At 41.1% G+C, this 18,751-nt stretch carries 13 protein-coding genes; 11 read left to right on the forward strand and 2 right to left on the reverse strand.

The annotated features are described in order from the left end of the window. Nucleotides 1-36: 36 nt before the first annotated feature. The 6 genes from dnaA (at nucleotide 37) to gyrA (ending at nucleotide 8,806) form a co-directional block, all read left to right on the forward strand. Entirely contained in the window at nucleotides 37-1,383 is a 1,347-nt protein-coding gene (dnaA, locus tag BMW30_RS03985; protein ID WP_091474159.1) for a chromosomal replication initiator protein DnaA, read from the forward strand. Between the two features lie 173 nt (nucleotides 1,384-1,556). Further along, nucleotides 1,557-2,696: a DNA polymerase III subunit beta gene (gene dnaN / locus BMW30_RS03990; protein ID WP_245705625.1), complete on the forward strand. Its 1,140-nt coding sequence runs from the start codon at nucleotides 1,557-1,559 to the stop codon at nucleotides 2,694-2,696. A gap of 196 nt (nucleotides 2,697-2,892) precedes the next feature. Beyond that, a complete protein-coding gene (locus tag BMW30_RS03995) occupies nucleotides 2,893-3,114 on the forward strand; it encodes an RNA-binding S4 domain-containing protein (protein ID WP_377910497.1) in 222 nt (73 codons plus the stop codon). Beyond that, nucleotides 3,111-4,208 carry a DNA replication/repair protein RecF gene (recF, locus tag BMW30_RS04000; RefSeq protein WP_091474161.1) on the forward strand — a complete coding sequence of 366 codons (1,098 nt, stop codon included), beginning with the start codon at nucleotides 3,111-3,113 and terminating at the stop codon, nucleotides 4,206-4,208. The genes BMW30_RS03995 and recF overlap by 4 nt, the downstream gene beginning before the upstream one ends. Nucleotides 4,209-4,213: 5 nt before the next feature. Then, complete coding sequence (gene gyrB, locus BMW30_RS04005) at nucleotides 4,214-6,136, forward strand: DNA topoisomerase (ATP-hydrolyzing) subunit B (RefSeq protein WP_091474162.1); 1,923 nt, start codon at nucleotides 4,214-4,216, stop codon at nucleotides 6,134-6,136. 30 nt (nucleotides 6,137-6,166) lie between these two features. Then, nucleotides 6,167-8,806, forward strand: coding sequence for a DNA gyrase subunit A (gyrA, locus tag BMW30_RS04010; protein ID WP_091474613.1), 2,640 nt, complete (start codon nucleotides 6,167-6,169; stop codon nucleotides 8,804-8,806). Between the two features lie 511 nt (nucleotides 8,807-9,317). On the opposite strand, the gene BMW30_RS04015 is transcribed toward gyrA, so the two are convergent. Then, complete coding sequence (locus BMW30_RS04015) at nucleotides 9,318-9,905, reverse strand: 4Fe-4S cluster-binding domain-containing protein (RefSeq protein ID WP_245705626.1); 588 nt, start codon at nucleotides 9,903-9,905, stop codon at nucleotides 9,318-9,320. A gap of 58 nt (nucleotides 9,906-9,963) precedes the next feature. After that, a complete protein-coding gene (nrdD, locus tag BMW30_RS04020) occupies nucleotides 9,964-11,916 on the reverse strand; it encodes an anaerobic ribonucleoside-triphosphate reductase (protein WP_091474164.1) in 1,953 nt (650 codons plus the stop codon). Between the two features lie 171 nt (nucleotides 11,917-12,087). Here nrdD and hutP point away from each other — a divergent pair, with 171 nt between their 5' ends. The 5 genes from hutP (at nucleotide 12,088) to serS (ending at nucleotide 18,725) form a co-directional block, all read left to right on the forward strand. Next, complete coding sequence (hutP, locus tag BMW30_RS04025; RefSeq protein WP_281242137.1) at nucleotides 12,088-12,564, forward strand: histidine utilization transcription antiterminator HutP; 477 nt, start codon at nucleotides 12,088-12,090, stop codon at nucleotides 12,562-12,564. Nucleotides 12,565-12,733: 169 nt separating this feature from the next. Further along, nucleotides 12,734-14,221: a histidine ammonia-lyase gene (gene hutH / locus BMW30_RS04030; protein ID WP_091474166.1), complete on the forward strand. Its 1,488-nt coding sequence runs from the start codon at nucleotides 12,734-12,736 to the stop codon at nucleotides 14,219-14,221. 30 nt (nucleotides 14,222-14,251) lie between these two features. Next, nucleotides 14,252-15,910, forward strand: coding sequence for a urocanate hydratase (hutU, locus tag BMW30_RS04035; RefSeq protein WP_091474167.1), 1,659 nt, complete (start codon nucleotides 14,252-14,254; stop codon nucleotides 15,908-15,910). After that, entirely contained in the window at nucleotides 15,910-17,142 is a 1,233-nt protein-coding gene (hutI, locus tag BMW30_RS04040) for an imidazolonepropionase (RefSeq protein WP_091474168.1), read from the forward strand. Before hutU ends, hutI begins: the two co-directional genes overlap by 1 nt. Nucleotides 17,143-17,447: 305 nt before the next feature. Continuing rightward, nucleotides 17,448-18,725 carry a serine--tRNA ligase gene (gene serS, locus BMW30_RS04045; RefSeq protein ID WP_091474169.1) on the forward strand — a complete coding sequence of 426 codons (1,278 nt, stop codon included), beginning with the start codon at nucleotides 17,448-17,450 and terminating at the stop codon, nucleotides 18,723-18,725. Nucleotides 18,726-18,751: the final 26 nt, after the last annotated feature.

Consider the following 18,751-nt stretch of genomic DNA (forward strand, 5'->3'; position numbering starts at 1 on the left):
ATAAATATGACCTGTGGGAAGTGAGGATACTTTCATATGGAAGGTATAGAACAAATTTGGGAACAAGTTTTAAAATCAATTGAACAAGAAGTCGGCAGCGCTTCATTTATGTGGTTTGAAGGTAGTTCACTACTCGATTTTAATAAAGATAAAGCGATCATCAAAGCAGAATATGAATTCAAACGTAAATGGTTGGAAGATAACTATTCCGATGTTGTAGAAGATGCGTTTTACTCAACATTTGGTGAGCGACCATCGATTCAGTTCGTCGGAAATAATGGTGATGTAAACGCTGCTGTCAAACAAGCCGATCAAGCGCGTAAAGAGGAACTCGAAGATATCGATCGCTTTATCAACACAAGTAACTTAAATGATGAGAATAATTTCGAATCGTTCGTCATCGGTAGCGGCAACAGATTTTCGCATGCAGCGTCACTCGCTGTCGCTGAACAGCCTGGAAAAGCGTATAACCCGCTCTTTATCTATGGTGGTGTTGGTCTTGGGAAGACCCATTTGATGCACTCGATCGGAAACTATGTGCTGGAAAAGCGACCGAATGCAAAAGTTGTCTACATTACGAGTGAAAAATTTACGAATGACTTCATCAGTTCAATTCGCGATAACAAACCAGAAGAATTTAGAGAGAAATATCGCAATGTCGATGTATTGCTCATTGATGATATTCAATTCCTAACAAATAAAGAGCAAACACAAGAAGAATTTTTCAACACGTTCAATGAGCTGCACCAAAATAATAAGCAGATTGTTATTTCTAGCGACCGTACGCCAAAGCAAATCGAAGGGTTACAAGACCGTTTAGAAAGTCGCTTTAACTGGGGATTAATCACAGATATTACACCACCGGATTTGGAAACACGCCTCGCGATATTAAAGAAAAAATGTGAGACTGAAAATGTTGATATTCCAAATGACACGATGATTTATATCGCAAACCATATCCAGACCAATATTCGTGAACTGGAAGGTGCGCTGACACGCGTTGCAGCATACTCGAAACTAAACAATGAAGTATTGACACCTGACATGGTATCAAACGTGTTAAAAGATTTGGTGAATCAAGAGAAGAAGACAGCGATTACTGTCAATGATATTAAGAAAGTTGTCGCGGATCAGTATGGCATTCGCATGGAAGACTTCAATTCAAAAAAACGCACAAAATCCATTGCATTTCCACGCCAGATTGCGATGTATTTAACGCGTTATCATACGGATAAATCGCTTCCTAAAATCGGAGAGGAATTCGGTGGTCGCGATCATTCAACAGTGCTGCATGCGTCAGCAAAGATCAGTGACTTGATTGAAAATGATGCAGCATTCGCTGAAGATATTAAAGCAATCGAGAAAAAATTGAACATCGAATAGCTATAATGATACTGTGAATAATGTGGATAAATGGTACACTGTTATTAACAAGATATACACAGCCTACGCATCAACTGTAACCAAGCGTTAATGCTGTTATCCACAGGTTACACAGGCCCTAATACTATTACTACGATTTTTTATTTATTAATTTATATATATAAGGAGAAGAAATGATGAAAATTAGCATCAATCGACAGTATTTTATCGACCAGTTAAATCATTCTTTAAAAGCAATCTCACCGACAACAACAACACCGATTTTGCATGGTATCAAACTCGAAGTAACAGAAGATGAATTAATTCTTGTCAGTAGCAATTCTGAAATTTCTATTGAGATTACAATACCAACAGAAATTGATAATGAAGAAATTTTAGAAATTCACCAGACAGGTGCAGTTGTTATTCTCGGTAGATTCTTCGTAGAGATTATTAAAAAATTAGATGGAGATTTCGTTCACATTGAAAGTACAAGTGGCAATACAACGACGATCTCATCAGGAAAATCTAAATATGATTTACAAACATATGATGCCAATCAATATCCTTTACTCCCAGATGTAAATAATGAAAATGCCGTAACTTTCCCTGCATCGATATTAAAAAATATTATCAATCATACTGTTTTTGCAGTATCGACTTCAGAAACACGTCCTGTGCTTACAGGTGTGCATTTAGAATCTCATGAAGATGGATTAAACTTTACTGCAACAGATTCTCACAGATTATCTTTCCGTAAATTAGAAGATAGCAGTTATTCACTCGGTGAATTAACAGCAGTTATTCCTGGGAAATCATTGATTGAGTTAAACAAAATTATTGCGGATAGCGATGAGACTGTTGAAGTGTACTTCTCACAAAACCAAGTGTTGTTCACGTATCGTAACATTCGCCTGATCTCACGTTTGATCGAAGGTAAGTATCCAGATACTTCACGTTTCATTCCAACGAATTTTGAAACATCATTCACAGTTTCAAAACAGGAGTTTTATCATGCGATTGACCGTGTCTCTTTACTAGCAAGAGAATCACGCTCGAACCAAGCGGTTAAATTGATTGTGCAAGACGGCCAAGTTCGCGTGTCATCACAATCTGCTGAGATCGGTTTTGCAGATGAGGATGTCAATGTGAACAACTTAGAAGGTAACGATTTCAAAATTGCATTCCATGCGAAATACATGCTGGATGCGCTGAAATCTATTCAAGATGATGAAGTATCTGTTCAATTCTCTGGTGAAATTCGTCCATTCATCATCACGCCGATTGAATCTGATGAAATTACACAATTGATCGTTCCGATTCGCACATACTAATTCAAAATTTCAAACGATAAAAAGCGATTGAGTCTAAATTATTTAAAATTTAGCGTTCTCAGTCGCTTTTTTATTTTCATGTGGATTCACCTTTTTTATCGTATATGTTCAAAATAAGCTGTATATATCGCTTTCTCGTGAATTTTACCCCATTTTATAGTATAATAAGGGAGTAAGTTTTTAAGGAGGTAAGAAAATGAGTATGAAAACGATTCGTTTTAATAGTCAAATTACACTCGGACAATTTCTAAAGCATGAAGGAATTATCGGCAGCGGTGGTGAGGCAAAAATTTTCTTAAGAGAAATGCCTGTTCTATTAAATAATGAACCAGAAAATCGTCGGGGTAAAAAGCTCTTTCACGGAGATGAACTCGACCTCGGTGAACATGGTTTATATAAAATTGAGTATGATGCATGATCTTAGAATCACTGAATGTGCATCAATTTAGAAATTATGAGTCGTTAAACATTCATTTTCATCCAAAGTTAAACATCTTTCTTGGCAACAATGCACAAGGTAAGACGAATCTGCTTGAAGCAATATACGTATTGGCACTCGCAAAGAGTCATCGAACATCGAAGGATCGCGAATTGATGATGTTTGATACGGACGAGAGCTATATCAATGGTATCGTTCGTACTTCAAATCAATCGTTCCCATTATCGATCAGTATTTCGAAACAAGGAAAACGTGCGAAAGTAAACCACCTTGAGGTGGCAAAGCTCAGCGAATTTATTGGGCATTTAAACGTCGTATTATTTGCGCCAGAAGATTTAAGCATTGTAAAGGGATCTCCACAGGTGAGACGAAAATTTTTAAATGTAGAATGTGGACAAATTTCAAAAGTATATTTGAATGCACTTAGTCAATATCAGAAACTGCTCATTCAAAAAAACCACTATCTTAAAGAACGTCAAGTGGACCCAGTAATGATTGATGTATTGAACAGTCAACTCAGCGAGCATGCAAGCGTAATTATGGCAAAACGATCGTCTTTTATCAGAATGATTGAAACATTTGCAGCTGAAATTCACCGTGATATTTCAAATCATAAAGAGATGCTTTCAATTGCTTACAACGCGAATATTAAAATCGATGACAATGAAGATTTAAAAACGACGATTAAATCAGTTTTTGATGACTACATCGATAAGGAAATCGAACGGATGCAAACGCTCGTTGGTCCGCATCGTGATGATGTGATATTTTTTATCAATGGAAAAAATGTTGGGACTTATGGATCACAAGGTCAACAGAGAACGACTGCGCTTTCAGTGAAACTCGCAGAGATTGAGCTCATCTATCAAGAAACGGGTGAATATCCGATACTACTTTTAGATGATGTGTTAAGTGAACTTGATGAATCGCGTCAGACGATGCTTTTGTCAACCATAAAAAATCGAGTTCAAACGTTCGTAACAACACCGTCCATCAGTGATATATCGCATGACATATTAGAAGATATGGAAACCTTTACGATAATCGATGGAACAGTGAATGATGAAAGGTGATAATTATGGGTCAAAATCAAGAAATACAATATGGTGCTGAACAGATACAAGTATTAGAAGGTCTTGAAGCCGTTCGTAAGCGTCCGGGGATGTATATCGGTTCGACAGGTTCTCGTGGATTACACCATTTGGTATGGGAAATTGTCGATAATAGTGTAGACGAAGCACTTGCCGGTCATGCGAGCCGCATCGATATTACGATTGAAAAAGATAACTGGATCAAAGTGACGGATAACGGTCGTGGTATTCCAGTAGATAACCACGAAAAGATGGGACGTCCTGCAGTTGAAGTTATTTTAACTGTACTGCATGCCGGTGGTAAATTCGGTGGTGGTGGATACAAAGTATCAGGAGGTCTACACGGTGTTGGTTCATCTGTTGTTAACGCACTGAGTGAACATCTTGAAGTGTACGTGCATAAAAATGGCAAAATATACCATCAGGCTTATTCACGCGGAATTCCAGAATTTGATCTAAAAGTCATCGGTGACACAGATAAAAACGGGACGGAGATTCGTTTTAAAGCCGATGACCAAATATTTACTGACACGACGGAATATGAAACTGAAATTTTACAAAAACGCATCAAAGAGATGGCATTTTTAAACAAGGCTTTAGCACTAAATTTAATCGACGAACGCGGTGAAGAAAACGTTGAATTTAACTACTACTTCGAGGGTGGTATTAAGTCATACGTTGAGCAAATCAATGAAAACAAAGATGTGCTTCACGAAGAAGTCATCTATATGCATGATGAACGCGATGAAATCGAAGTTGAAATCGCACTGCAATACAACCGAGGATATAACGAAACATTGCTATCTTATGCCAACAATATCAATACAATCGAAGGCGGTACGCACGAGGATGGATTCAAGCGTGCGCTGACAAAAGTGATTAACAACTATGCCGTTTCTAACAAAATAATTAAAAATACTGAAGATCGTTTAATTGGTGAAGATATACGTGAAGGAATTACGGTCGTTTTATCGATTAAACATACGAACCCTCAGTTCGAAGGCCAGACAAAGTCAAAACTTGGTAATACGGAAGTACGCTTGATTACGGATCATCTTTTCACCGAGCACTTTGAGCGTTTCTTACTCGAGAACCCGAGCGTGGCACGCATCATCGTTGAAAAAGGGATTACAGCGCAACGCGCGCGACTCGCAGCGAAGAAAGCACGTGAAGTAACGCGTCGTAAATCCGGCTTAGAAATTTCTAATTTGCCTGGTAAACTTGCGGATTGTTCGAGTAAAAATCCTGAGGAAAGCGAACTGTTCATCGTTGAGGGTGACTCAGCCGGTGGTTCAGCTAAATCAGGTCGAGATTCTACACGTCAAGCGATATTACCGCTGCGTGGTAAAATCTTAAACGTTGAAAAATCACGTCTCGATAAAATTCTATCGAACAATGAAATTCGCTCGATGATCACGGCGCTTGGCACGGGTATCGGTGAAGAGTTTAACTTAGAGAAAGCGCGCTATCATAAGATTATTATTATGACGGATGCGGATGTCGACGGTGCGCATATTCGTACACTGTTGTTAACATTCTTCTACCGTTTTATGAAGCCGTTGCTTGAAGCGGGCTATGTGTATGTTGCGCAACCACCTTTGTACAAGGTCGTTCAAGGTAAAAAAGAATACTATTTGTATAATGACGAAGCGTTTGAAAATTTAAAGCGTACAGAATTAAACATGAATCAGAAATTCGAACTCTCACGCTATAAAGGTTTGGGTGAGATGAACGACCATCAGCTTTGGGAGACGACAATGGATCCTGAAAATCGTACGCTTCTCCAAGTATCGTTAATCGATGCAGTAGAAGCGGACCAAACATTTGAAATGTTGATGGGTGATGTCGTTGAGCCACGTAAGAACTTTATCGAAGAAAATGCAAAATACGTACAAAACTTAGACGTTTAGAACAGGAGGGTAATAACAGTGAGTGAAAATATGGAAAATTATCCACAGATAAACATTTCTAAGGAAATGCGAACATCGTTTTTAGATTATGCGATGAGTGTTATCGTATCACGTGCATTACCTGACGTTCGTGACGGTATGAAACCCGTTCACCGTCGTATTTTGTACGGTATGCACGACAATGGTATGACATCGGATAAGCCATTTAAAAAATCTGCACGTATCGTCGGAGATGTCATGGGTAAATATCACCCGCACGGTGACTCTTCAATCTATGATGCGATGGTACGTATGGCTCAACCATTCAGCTATCGCTACCCGCTCGTTGAAGGCCAAGGTAACTTTGGTTCAATGGATGGCGACGGTGCTGCAGCGATGCGTTACACCGAAGCAAAAATGAGTAAAATCTCAATGGAATTAATGCGTGATATTAACAAAGATACGATTGATTTTACGGATAACTATGATGGAAATGAGCGCGAGCCTGTCGTTTTACCGGCGCGTTTCCCGAACTTACTCGTCAATGGTTCAAGTGGTATTGCAGTCGGTATGGCGACAAATATTCCACCGCATAACTTAACAGAAGTCATCAATGCAGTGCTCGATTTTTCTAAAAATCCTGAAATTACGACTGCTGAATTAATGGAACATGTAAAAGGACCAGACTTCCCGACTGCTGGTTTAATTGTCGGAAAATCTGGAATCAGAAAAGCATATGAAACAGGACGCGGCGCAATTTTGATGCGTGCGCGTTGTGAAATTGAAGACATGGGCAAAGGAAAGGAACGCATCAAAATTACTGAAATTCCTTACCAGGTGAACAAAGCGAAGCTCGTTGAGAAAATTTATGAGCTCGCACGCGATAAGAAAATCGAAGGTATTACGGATCTTCGAGACGAAACATCACTTAAAGAAGGCGTTAAGATCATCATCGAGCTTCGTGCCGATAAAAATGCAAACGTCATTTTAAATAACTTATATAAATTAACACCATTGCAAACATCCTTTGGTGTAAACATGTTGGCACTTGTTGATGGCCAACCGCGTGTGCTTGGATTAAGAGATACGCTATATCATTACTTAGAACATCAGAAAGTCGTGTTGCGTCGTCGTACAGCGTTTGAGTTAAAACGTGCACAAGATCGCGCACATATTTTAGAAGGATTAATGATCGCACTCGATAATATCGATGAGATCATTGCGTTGATTCGTGCGAGTGCGAACGACCAAGAAGCAAAAGAAGGCTTGATGGAAAAGTTCGACTTATCAGAACGCCAAGCACAAGCAATCTTGGATATGCGTCTGCGTCGATTAACAGGTTTAGAACGCGATAAAATTCAAGAAGAATATAATGAGCTTATGAAGTTGATTGAAGAACTAAAAGCAATTTTAGCGGATGAAGAGAGATTACTTGAAGTCATCCGTGAAGAATTGATTGATATTCGCGATAAGTATGGCGATGAGCGTCGTACCGAAATCGTTATGGGGTCTGTGATGGATATTGAAGATGAGGATTTAATTCCTGAAGAAGCAATCGTTGTTACGCTGTCGCATAACAACTACATCAAACGCTTGCCATCCGATACGTACCGTGCGCAAAATCGCGGTGGACGTGGTGTTCAAGGAATGAATACAGTTGAAGATGACTTCGTTTCACAGATTGTCTCAATGTCGACGCATGATTTTATCTTGTTCTTTACGAATAAAGGACGCGTTTATCGACTTAAAGGTTATGAGATTCCAGAACTCAGCCGCCAATCTAAAGGTATTCCAATTGTTAATATGCTTGAAATTGATAAGGATGAAAAAATCTCAACGATGATCTCTGTGAAGGATAATACGATTGAAGACCAAACATTATTCTTTGCGACGAAAAACGGTGTCGTCAAACGCACACGATTAAAAGAATTCGAACGCATCAATAAAAATGGTAAAATCGCGATTAATTTCAGAGATGATGATGAGCTACTTGCTGTTAGACTGACGGACGGCACGAAAGATGTGATTCTCGGTACGAATAACGGGTTATTAACGCGATTCAACGAAAATGAGATCCGTATAATGGGCCGTACAGCTGCAGGTATTCGTGGTATCAGATTACGAGAAGGAGATGAAGTTGTCGGTCTTGATGTGTTGACAGAAGAAAAAGATATTTTAGTCATCACAGACAAAGGTTACGGTAAAATTACACCAGAAGAACAGTACCGCATTTCACGCCGTGGTGGCCGCGGAGTGAAAACTGCTACATTAACAGAACGCAACGGTAAGTTAGTGTACATCGGTGCCGTTTTAGGTGATGAAGACTTGATGATCGTGACGGATCACGGCGTCATCATTCGCTTATTGGTCGAAGACATTTCCGTGACAGGCCGTGCAACACAAGGTGTACGTTTGATCCGTTTACTAGATGATCAACACGTCGCAACAGTCACGACAGTTAAAGATGTTGAAGAAGAATTAAAAGAAGTAGAAAAAGAAACAGAATCAGATGATGCCGCAGGCAGTGGTGCTGATGGCACTGGCGACATTGTCGGCCATGGTGGATTGGAAGACTCAGATGTCGCACTAGAAACAGAAATCGACGAAGTCGAAGAAGACTTAGAATCCGATGGAACGGATGAACTGGATGAACCAGGGGATTTAGATGAATCTGGGGATTCTGACGAATAATAACCGAATTTAGATTTTGAAAGCACACGCTTCATTGTGAAGCGTGTGCTTTTGTTTGTTTGCAGGACGTCGTTCGATCCGCGAATAGATGGGAATGTGGTTCTCTTCTATTCGTCAGATCCGCGAATAGATGGGAAGGTGGTTCTCTTCTATTCGTCAAATCCGCGAATAGATGGGAAGGCGGTTCTCTTCTATTCGTCAAACCCGCGAATAGATGGGAATGCCGCTCTCTTCTATTCGTCAAACTCACGAATAGATGGGAATGCGGTTCTCTTCTATTCGTTAGACTCACGAATAGATGGGAATGCCCCTCTCTTCTATTCGTCAAACCCGCGAATAGATGGGAATGCGGTTCTCTTCTATTCGTCAAACTCACGAATAGATGGGAATGTGGTTCTCTTCTATTCGTCAGATCCGCGAATAGATGGGAATGCCCCTCTCTTCTATTCGTCAAACCCGCGAATAGATGGTAAGGCCACCCTCCGCCCGCTCCCACACTCTACCTACCCTCTCAAGCCGCAGGTGCAATAAAGTTATTCAGGAAGTATGGCACGGCGCTGTCAAAATACAACTTCTGCGCCTCGACATATTTTTGTATTTCTTCAAAGAATGCGTCATCGAGCAGTGGGTACAGCACGGTGCGTACTTGATCCAGTACAGAATTGTGGGCAATGACTGCATCTACGCTATTGAGCAATTGTTCAACTATTTTTTCATTGGGCGTAATCCCCATAATGTCTTTATAAATTTGTGCATCTTCTTTAATATCCAACATGTGGTATGGCAATTTCATGTCGATATGGATGCCATCGACAAGTTGTTCATCGTATAATGTCTGAAGTTTATCGTAGTAGATGCCGCTTGTCGTCACTATAATGACGCCTTCAAAACGTTTTCGCACTTGCAAAAGTAATTCTCGAACATCGTCCATCGGGTTGATCAAAAATTCTCCACCGCTAAACATCACTGCATCAAATAAAAATCCACTGCGCTCTAAGTAGTCGTACAGATCTTCATGTGTTTTATACTCCTTAGGGGTGTTCGCAATAATCTCATCGTAATTGTGGCAGCCAAAACACTTGAGTGGGCAACCTGACAACGAATGGATGAGCAATGTCGTATGATTCGGTAAATCTGTAAATGTGCGGATAAAATTATTATAGAGTTTGATGGCGAACGACCTCCTCGAGTACGTCTTTCTCTAAACGTTTACGTCCTGTCCAATCATGACGTCGCGCTTTTGACCAGAAGTTATATTTGCCTTCGTAATATCCATCTTCATCCACTGTTATATTGTTTCTAGAAATCATCTTTAAATATCCAATGACGCGGCTAAACGTGGCGATATCGACAGATTGACAGACTGGGCAGTGTTCAATATCTTTCGCATCTTTCGCAACAATTTTTTGTCCACAACTCATACATGATGTAATTGTCGGCGTCAGTGTAATGTAGTTGATTGGTTTTTCAAAAATCTTATCTAAATATTTCGCGAGTGCGGCAGGTTCTACTTTTGATTCTAAAAAGTGGTGCAACACACTTCCTGATGTTGCGTATCCTTGGAACTCTGCACTATTTTCAAGTTGTGCAAGAAAGTCTTCTTCAGAAAACGGCGTCATGCAACCACTTGTTAAGTATGGGTTCTCACCTTCACCTTGGACGATAATATCTCGATTATTTTCAGCAGCCCATTTTACATCATGTCGTGCAAGTTTAATCGCTGCGTTTTCAGCAGGTGCATACTCAATGCCACATGCAACGTTGTCACGCACAATAAATTCATTGACGACTTCAGTCATATACTGCATAATCTCGTGAGCAACGAACTTGCCTTGTTCATCTTTAATACCATCCGGATATCCCGCATTCATCAACCCTTCATGCATTCCAGTTAGGGCAAACACGTTGAAGTAGTTTTTTAAATCATTATTATAAGCAAAAAACGTCGGATAAAGTTCCTTGTTACTCAAAATCCATTCACGCTTGGCCATATGTGCGTCTTGCATGACTTCTAAATATTCTCGAATTTTATCTTTGAGCAAGTCCATATCATGACCAAATTCCATTAGCACGCGGTTCATGTTTAAGTTCAAGACTTGCACGGCACCGGTTGAACCTGTTGATGAACCAAACACCCCACCGCCAGCACGTGACAATGTTTCTAAGTTAATTTGTAACCGGCAGCAAAGACTGCGACTCACTTCAGGATCTTTCGCTTGGATGTATGGATTGAGTGTTGTGTAATATTCATCTTCGAATGGACGTGTTTTAAAGTTCTCAAAGTACACGCCTCCCCAGTGATACATCTTATCTAGCAGCTCAACAAAAAGTGGGTTCTCATAGTTGAAGTCATCGTCAATTTGTACGGTAAGCAATGGGAATGTAAACGGAATACCACCCTCACCCGTCCCTTCTTTCATCACATCGATAATGGCTTGGTTAATATGGTCAAAATATTCAGATGGAATTTCGTTATATGTGAAACTGCGACCTTCCCCACCAATTACGACATATTCTTCTTTAATTTCCTCAGAAGGTTTTCCAAATTCTAGCGTGATGTTGGAAAAACTACTTTGCGAGCCGGATCTAAGTGGCATATTTAATTCCCAAATCAAACTTTGGAATAATTCAACTAAGTCATGATGTGTATATCGCGTGCCACGAATCTCTTCGTCATATAAATATGAAGCTGTGATTGTAGATAGTTGAGCGAGCATAACTGCACCTGAAACTTGTTGTGAGACGAGTGTAACGACGTTGCTAAAATGACGTAACAAAGTTGATAAACGGCTTGTCGGACGAGATGAAATCATATTTTTTGCAAGCGATGGGATACCTTTCGTTGCGATGTCCATACAGCTGATGGATACACAATAGGGTGCGAGCTGTTTATCGTGTACGTAAATCGTGCCATCGTCGTAAAGTTCTTTTATGCGAGCTGGTAAAATGTGTGTAAATAAAAATTCCTCTTCCGCATGATTCGTCAAGTTATGTCTGAGCAGCGGTAATGAATAGACATAGTTGCTGTTCTCATGCTTAAGAAAGTCGGTCTGTTTCGTTGACTCGTTTGACGTAAATTTGCGAATGATGTCTGTTGTATTTGTGAACATAGTTGTATTCCCCTTTTTGTTTTGATGAATTCTGCTTCACCTTAACACAATATATAGTGGTCATCTGTGATTAAAATCACTACATATTGATATTTCCTAAAAATTTAGATAATATTTTTCTAATTAACAGAACCCGCATAGCCTCATCAACACACGCATCAAGATGCTATAATGACATTAAGATTACTCAGTAAGGGAGATACGTATCAGATGACGAATCAGCAATCTTTCGGAAAATACGCAACAATTATTGCACTGCTTGGTGAAGAACAGGCTGCTCAACTATTACCTGACTTCAAAAATTATAAAGTTGTGTCTGGAAAAGTGGGGACGATGGATCTTAAAAAGGTCATCTCATCAGTTGAAACAGCAGCAAAGCGCAACAATGTCATCGATGAGTCGGTTTATAGAGAAACGCATGCACTGTATCATGCAATAATTGAAGCAGCTGAAGGCGTGACGCGCGGAAAATTAAGCGTTGGTGATATTATGCGTACAGTTGGGTTAAGTTTTTCAGTCGTTCGTGGACGTCCTTATCAAGAACAAACAGAAGGTGAGTGGATTGCCGTCTGCTTTTACGGAACGATTGGGGCACCGATTAGAGGTAAGGAACATGAGACGCTCGGCCTTGGAATCAATCATATTTAATTCTCATTGAACAGATAAAACACTATGCTATAATTGACCTAGTGATTAGCCATTAGAGAACGACTAGAGACAATTGAATACGTCTATTTAGATATTAGTGATTAGAGACAATATTTTGCCTACCAACGGGTGGAGTATGTCTTTTTTTATATTTATAGGAGGATTGGTCATGATTTTGAAGCTAACAGGTAATGATTTAACAATCGAAAAAATGCGTGAATTTTATGCCTCACCAAATGCACAAGTTGAAATAACAGAAGATGCATACGCACGTGTCGATGCAGCGAAGCGCATCGTACAGACAATCATTGATAATGAGCGTGTTATCTACGGTATTACAACAGGGTTTGGTTTGTTCTGTGATGTCTTTATTTCAAAAGATAAAACTGCCGAGTTGCAAGTGAACTTGATTCGCTCACATGCAGTCGGTGTGGGTAAACCATTTGCGCAAAATACAGTACTCGGGATGATGATCATGCGTCTTAACACGATGCTAAAAGGTCATTCGGGTGTATCTCGCGCCCTTGTAAATCAGCTCAAAACATTTATTAATCATAGAATTATTCCACACATACCAGAACAAGGTTCACTCGGTGCATCCGGTGACCTCGCGCCCCTATCGCACTTAGCCATTGCACTTATTGGTGAAGGCAAAGTATATTACGAAGATAAACTACGTCCGACCGCTGAAGTACTGGCGTCACTCAACATCGAGCCGCATGTGCTCGAAGCGAAAGAAGGTCTCGCACTCATCAACGGGACACAGCCGATGACATCACAAGGGGTAATCAACTACATCGAAGCAGAACAGCTGATGCATGACAGCATGTGGATCGCATCACTCACACATCAAGCGTTGAATGGGATTACTGATGCATACAATGCGAAAATTCATACATCTCGCGGCTACAAAGAATCCATTCATGTTGCAGAGACGATGCTCGATTGGCTAGAAGGTTCTGAACTGACGACGCGTCAAGGTGAAATGCGTGTACAAGATGCGTATTCTCTAAGATGTATTCCGCAAGTGCATGGTGCATCGCTTCAAACATTGGCATACGTCAAGGATAAGCTAGAAATTGAAATGAATGCAGCGAACGACAACCCATTGATTTTCAGTGAAGAAGAAGTGTTCTCTGGTGGTAACTTCCACGGCCAACCGATTGCGATTGCCATGGACTTACTTAAAATTGGTATCGCAGAGATTTCAAATATTTCAGAACGACGTATCGAACGTCTCGTGAACCCACAGTTAAACAATGATTTACCTGCATTCCTATCACCTGAAGAAGGATTCCAGTCGGGAGCAATGATTTTACAGTATATGGCAGCATCCCTTGTGTCTGAAAATAAAACACTCGCACATCCTGCAAGTGTAGATTCTATCCCGTCATCAGCGAACCAGGAAGATCACGTGTCAATGGGTACAATTGGTGCACGTCATTGCAAAGACATCGTGGACAACGTGCGCAATGTCCTCGCCACTGAGCTCTTTATCGCGTTGACTGCTGTGGAAATTAAAGGTGCTGATAAACTATCACCGAAGACGAAAGCAAAGTTTGACGAATATCGTGAGATTGTAGAATTTATGCATAAAGATCGTGTGTTCTCTGAAGATATCAATGCGGTAAGCGAGCAATTACGAATTATTAAATAATGTATACTAATCATTAAAGGAGTGACTGAAATGTCGAGAGTAATTAGAGCAAAAAAAGGTTTAGAGATTGAATGTAAAGGTTGGGAACAAGAAGCTGCACTGCGTATGTTGTATAACAACTTGGATCCTGAAGTTGCGGAGCGTCCGGAAGACCTCGTCGTCTATGGTGGTATCGGTAAAGCAGCGCGTAACTGGGAATCTTTTGAAGCGATTGAAAATACGCTGCGTAACTTAGAAAAAGACGAAACAATGCTCGTGCAGTCAGGTAAGCCGGTTGCAGTATTCAAAACACATGAAGAAGCGCCGCGTGTTCTTTTATCGAACTCGGTACTCGTACCTAAATGGGCAAACTGGGAGCACTTCAATGAACTCGATAAGAAAGGCTTGATGATGTACGGTCAGATGACTGCGGGTTCATGGATTTACATCGGTTCTCAAGGGATTGTTCAAGGGACGTACGAAACATTTGCTGAACTCGCAAACCAAAACTTTGGCGGTTCTCTAAAAGGGACGATTTCACTCACCGCTGGACTCGGTGGTATGGGTGGTGCACAGCCGCTCGCTGTGACGATGAACGAAGGTGTTGTCATCTGTGTAGAAGTCGATGAAACACGAATCGATAAACGTCTCGAAACACGTTACTTAGACACGAAGACGGATTCATTGGATGAAGCAATCAAGATGGCAGAAGAAGCACGCGACAAAGGGGAAGCATTATCAATCGGATTGCTCGGAAACGCAGCAGAGATTTTGCCAGAGATATTAAATCGCGATGTGAAAATTGATGTCGTGACGGACCAGACGTCTGCGCATGACCCACTAAATGGTTACTTACCTGAAGGATTTACGCTTGCAGAAGGTGAAGCGATGCGTCAGTCAGACCCGAAAGAATTTGTGAAATTAGCTTCAGCATCTATGGCGAAGCATGTTCAAGCAATGCTTGATTTCAAAGATAAAGGCGCAATCGTATTCGATTATGGAAACAACATCCGACAAGTGGCATTTGATGAAGGTGTGACAAATGCATTTGATTTTCCTGGATTTGTCCCAGCATACATTCGCCCACTCTTCTGCGAAGGTAAAGGACCATTTAGATTTGCAGCACTTAGTGGGGATCCGAAAGATATCGAAGTAGCGGATGCTAAGATGCGTGAACTATTCCCAGAAGATGAAAAACTGATGCGTTGGTTAGATATGGCACAGGAAAAAATTGCTTTCCAAGGCTTGCCTTCACGCATCGCTTGGCTCGGTTATGGAGACCGTGCGAAGATGGGTCTTGCCCTCAATGAACTCGTTCGAACTGGAGAAATTTCTGCACCGATCGTTATCGGGCGTGACCATTTAGATTCTGGTTCTGTTGCAAGTCCGAACAGAGAGACAGAAGCGATGAAAGACGGCAGTGATGCAGTTGGTGACTGGGCAATTTTAAATGCGCTTGTGAATACAGCTGCCGGCGGCTCTTGGATTTCAGTTCACCACGGCGGTGGTGTCGGCATGGGTTATTCTCTACATGCTGGTCTCGTTGTTGTCGCAGATGGTACAGACAATGCAGAGCGTCGTTTAGGACGTGTACTGACAAGTGACCCGGGTATGGGTGTTGCGCGTCACGTCGATGCAGGTTATGACATAGCGATAGAAACAGCAAAGGAAAAAGGCGTCCACATTCCAATGATGAAGGAGCAAGAGTAATGAATGATGTAATCATTAAAAATATAGGCAGCTTATTATTGCCAAAGAAAACTGATAAAGCACTAAAAGGTGCTGAGATGGATGAACTGACGATTGTTGAAGATGCGATCGTTGTCGTAAAAGATGGGAAGGTCGTTTACGCTGGTGCGAAGACGGATGACTACGAAGCAAAATCGACAATTGACGCAGAAGGCATGGTCGTATCCCCTGCCCTCGTTGATCCACACACACATGTTGTGCACGGTGGTTCACGTGAGCATGAAGCGGCATTGAAACGCCAAGGCGTCGATTACCTTGAGATTTTACGACAAGGTGGCGGTATTTTAAAAACGGTTGAGCAGACACGTGCAGCATCAGAGCAAGAGTTGTTCGACAAAGCGTCTAAAAATATTACACGCATGATTCAACATGGTGTTTTATCGGTTGAAAGTAAGTCTGGTTACGGGTTAGATAAAGAGAATGAATTGAAGCAGCTAAAAGTATCGAAAGTGTTAGAAGAATCATTTCCGATTGAAATGAAACATACGTTTTTAGGGCCACACGCAATTCCTAAAGGCCGTGAGTCTGAAGAATTTTTAGATGAGATGATTGCGCTTTTAGATGATGTTAAAGACTACGCGGACTTTGCAGATATCTTTACTGAAACGGCAGTATTTTCAGTTGAACAGTCGAGAAGATACATGGAAGCGGCGAACGAAAAAGGTTTCAAAGTAAAAATTCATGCAGACGAAATCGATCCGCTGGGTGGACTTGAATTAGCGATTGAACAAAACGCCATTTCAGCAGATCACTTAGTTGCTGCAAGTGACGAAGGTAAATCACAGCTGAAAGATTCGGATATCGTGGCGGTGTTACTGCCTGGTACGACGTTCTATCTCGGTAAAAATGAATTTGCGGATGCACGTGGTATGATTGATGGTGGTGGTGCTGTTTCAATCGCGACGGACTACAACCCAGGCTCTTGTGTCACAGATAACCTACAGATGATCATGGCAATCGCAGGGCTTAAGCTGAAGATGACGCCGAATGAGATTTGGAATGCAGTCACGGTGAATGCAGCGAAAGCGATTGGTTCTGACCGTGGTACACTCGATGCTGGTGACGATGCAAACCTCGTCATTTGGGATGCACCAAACCATGAGTACATTCCATATCATTATGGTGTGAATCATGCGCACACGGTGATGGCGAACGGCAACGTCGTCTACACACGTCCTGGTTTAATTTGGTAGCAAAATCACATCAACAGTTGATTTTATCTTGTGGACGACTTATAATGGCCTCAAGTTAATAGATTCACTTACAGATAAAGTAATACATGAGTATGCATATAGAGAGGTTGCGGTTGGTGGAAGCAACACGTGAAAATGTATGAAGTTCTGTCTATAACAGTTAAGTGACGGCATGACGCCGATATGATGAATGAAGATAATATGCGACTGGGCATATTAAATAAGGGTGGCAACACGTAGACCACGTCCCTCACACAGGGACGTGGTCTATTTTTATATATAAAAACAATTAAGGAGTGAGTCTGATGTTGGACATCAAACGTATTAGACAAGAAACAGAAGATGTAAAAGCACGAGTGGCAAAGCGTGGTGACGATGCATCAGTCATCGATGAGATTATCAATCTGGATGAAAAACGCCGTGAATTGATTCAGCAGACTGAGGCGTTAAAGAGTAAGCGTAACAAAGCTTCTGAAGAAATTGCACAGAAAAAACGCAACAAAGAGAATGCAGATGATGCCATCCAGGCGATGCGTGATGTCGGTGAGGAAATCTCTGCAATTGATCAACAGTTAAACGAAACAGAAGCAGCTTTCAAAGATAAAATGAGTCGCGTAGCGAACTTGATTCATGACGATGTACCAGTTGGCAAAGATGACACGGAAAACGTTGAAGTTCGTAAAACAGGTACGCCACGTGAATTCGATTTTGATGTGAAAGCACACTGGGACATTTTAGATGATTTAGAAATGGCGGATTTTGAGCGTGCAGCTCGCGTGTCAGGTGCGCGCTTCGTGTTTTTAACGGGTGAAGGTGCTCGACTTGAGCGCGCACTGATGAACTTCATGTTAGATGTACACGGAAAAAATGGTTATCGCGAGATGATGACACCGCAAATCGTCAAGAGTGAAGCGATGTTTGGAACGGGTCAATTACCGAAATTTGAAGAAGATTTATTTAAAATCGACGGTGAAGCGATGTACACAATTCCGACTTCAGAAGTGACATTGACGAACTTCCACCGTGAAGAAACACTATCTGGCGATGCCCTACCGAAAAAATTCACAGCGCAGACGGCGTGCTTTAGAAGTGAAGCGGGATCAGCGGGTCGTGACACGAGAGGTCTCATTCGCCTGCATCAGTTCAACAAAGTTGAGATGGTAAGAATCGAACATCCAGATCATTCTTGGGGTGCGCTTGAAGAGATGACAGAACATGCAGAGAACATTTTAAATCTGCTTGAAATTCCACATCGTACAGTGCTGTTATGTACGGGTGATATCGGCTTTGGCTCAGCGAAAACGTATGATGTTGAAGTGTGGTTGCCAAGCTATAATGATTACAAAGAAATCAGTTCAATATCAAACATGACAGATTTCCAAGCGAGACGTGCGAACATTAAATTTAAACAAGATAAAGATGCGAAACCAAAATTTGTTCACACATTAAATGGTAGTGGACTTGCCGTCGGCCGTACGATGGCAGCAATCATAGAAAACTATCAAAATGAAGATGGCACGGTGACTGTACCAGAGGTGCTCGTACCATATTTAGGTGGCACAAAGGTATTAAAAAAGTTATAATATAGTAAGTACAAGCTCCTAGCGAT

This window comes from Aliicoccus persicus (assembly GCF_900110815.1).
Lineage (GTDB): Bacteria > Bacillota > Bacilli > Staphylococcales > Salinicoccaceae > Aliicoccus > Aliicoccus persicus.

Bases quoted from the DNA above. Each gene is read 5' to 3' on its own strand.
- hutH (WP_091474166.1), top strand. From the start codon at position 12,734: ATGATTTTGAAGCTAACAGGTAATGATTTAACAATCGAAAAAATGCGT.
- dnaA (WP_091474159.1), top strand. From the start codon at position 37: ATGGAAGGTATAGAACAAATTTGGGAACAAGTTTTAAAATCAATTGAA.
- hutU (WP_091474167.1), top strand. From the start codon at position 14,252: ATGTCGAGAGTAATTAGAGCAAAAAAAGGTTTAGAGATTGAATGTAAA.
- hutP (WP_281242137.1), top strand. From the start codon at position 12,088: ATGACATTAAGATTACTCAGTAAGGGAGATACGTATCAGATGACGAAT.
- serS (WP_091474169.1), top strand. From the start codon at position 17,448: ATGTTGGACATCAAACGTATTAGACAAGAAACAGAAGATGTAAAAGCA.
- recF (WP_091474161.1), top strand. From the start codon at position 3,111: ATGATCTTAGAATCACTGAATGTGCATCAATTTAGAAATTATGAGTCG.
- gyrB (WP_091474162.1), top strand. From the start codon at position 4,214: ATGGGTCAAAATCAAGAAATACAATATGGTGCTGAACAGATACAAGTA.
- nrdD (WP_091474164.1), bottom strand. From the start codon at position 11,916: ATGTTCACAAATACAACAGACATCATTCGCAAATTTACGTCAAACGAG.
- gyrA (WP_091474613.1), top strand. From the start codon at position 6,167: ATGGAAAATTATCCACAGATAAACATTTCTAAGGAAATGCGAACATCG.
- hutI (WP_091474168.1), top strand. From the start codon at position 15,910: ATGAATGATGTAATCATTAAAAATATAGGCAGCTTATTATTGCCAAAG.
- BMW30_RS03995 (WP_377910497.1), top strand. From the start codon at position 2,893: ATGAGTATGAAAACGATTCGTTTTAATAGTCAAATTACACTCGGACAA.
- dnaN (WP_245705625.1), top strand. From the start codon at position 1,557: ATGATGAAAATTAGCATCAATCGACAGTATTTTATCGACCAGTTAAAT.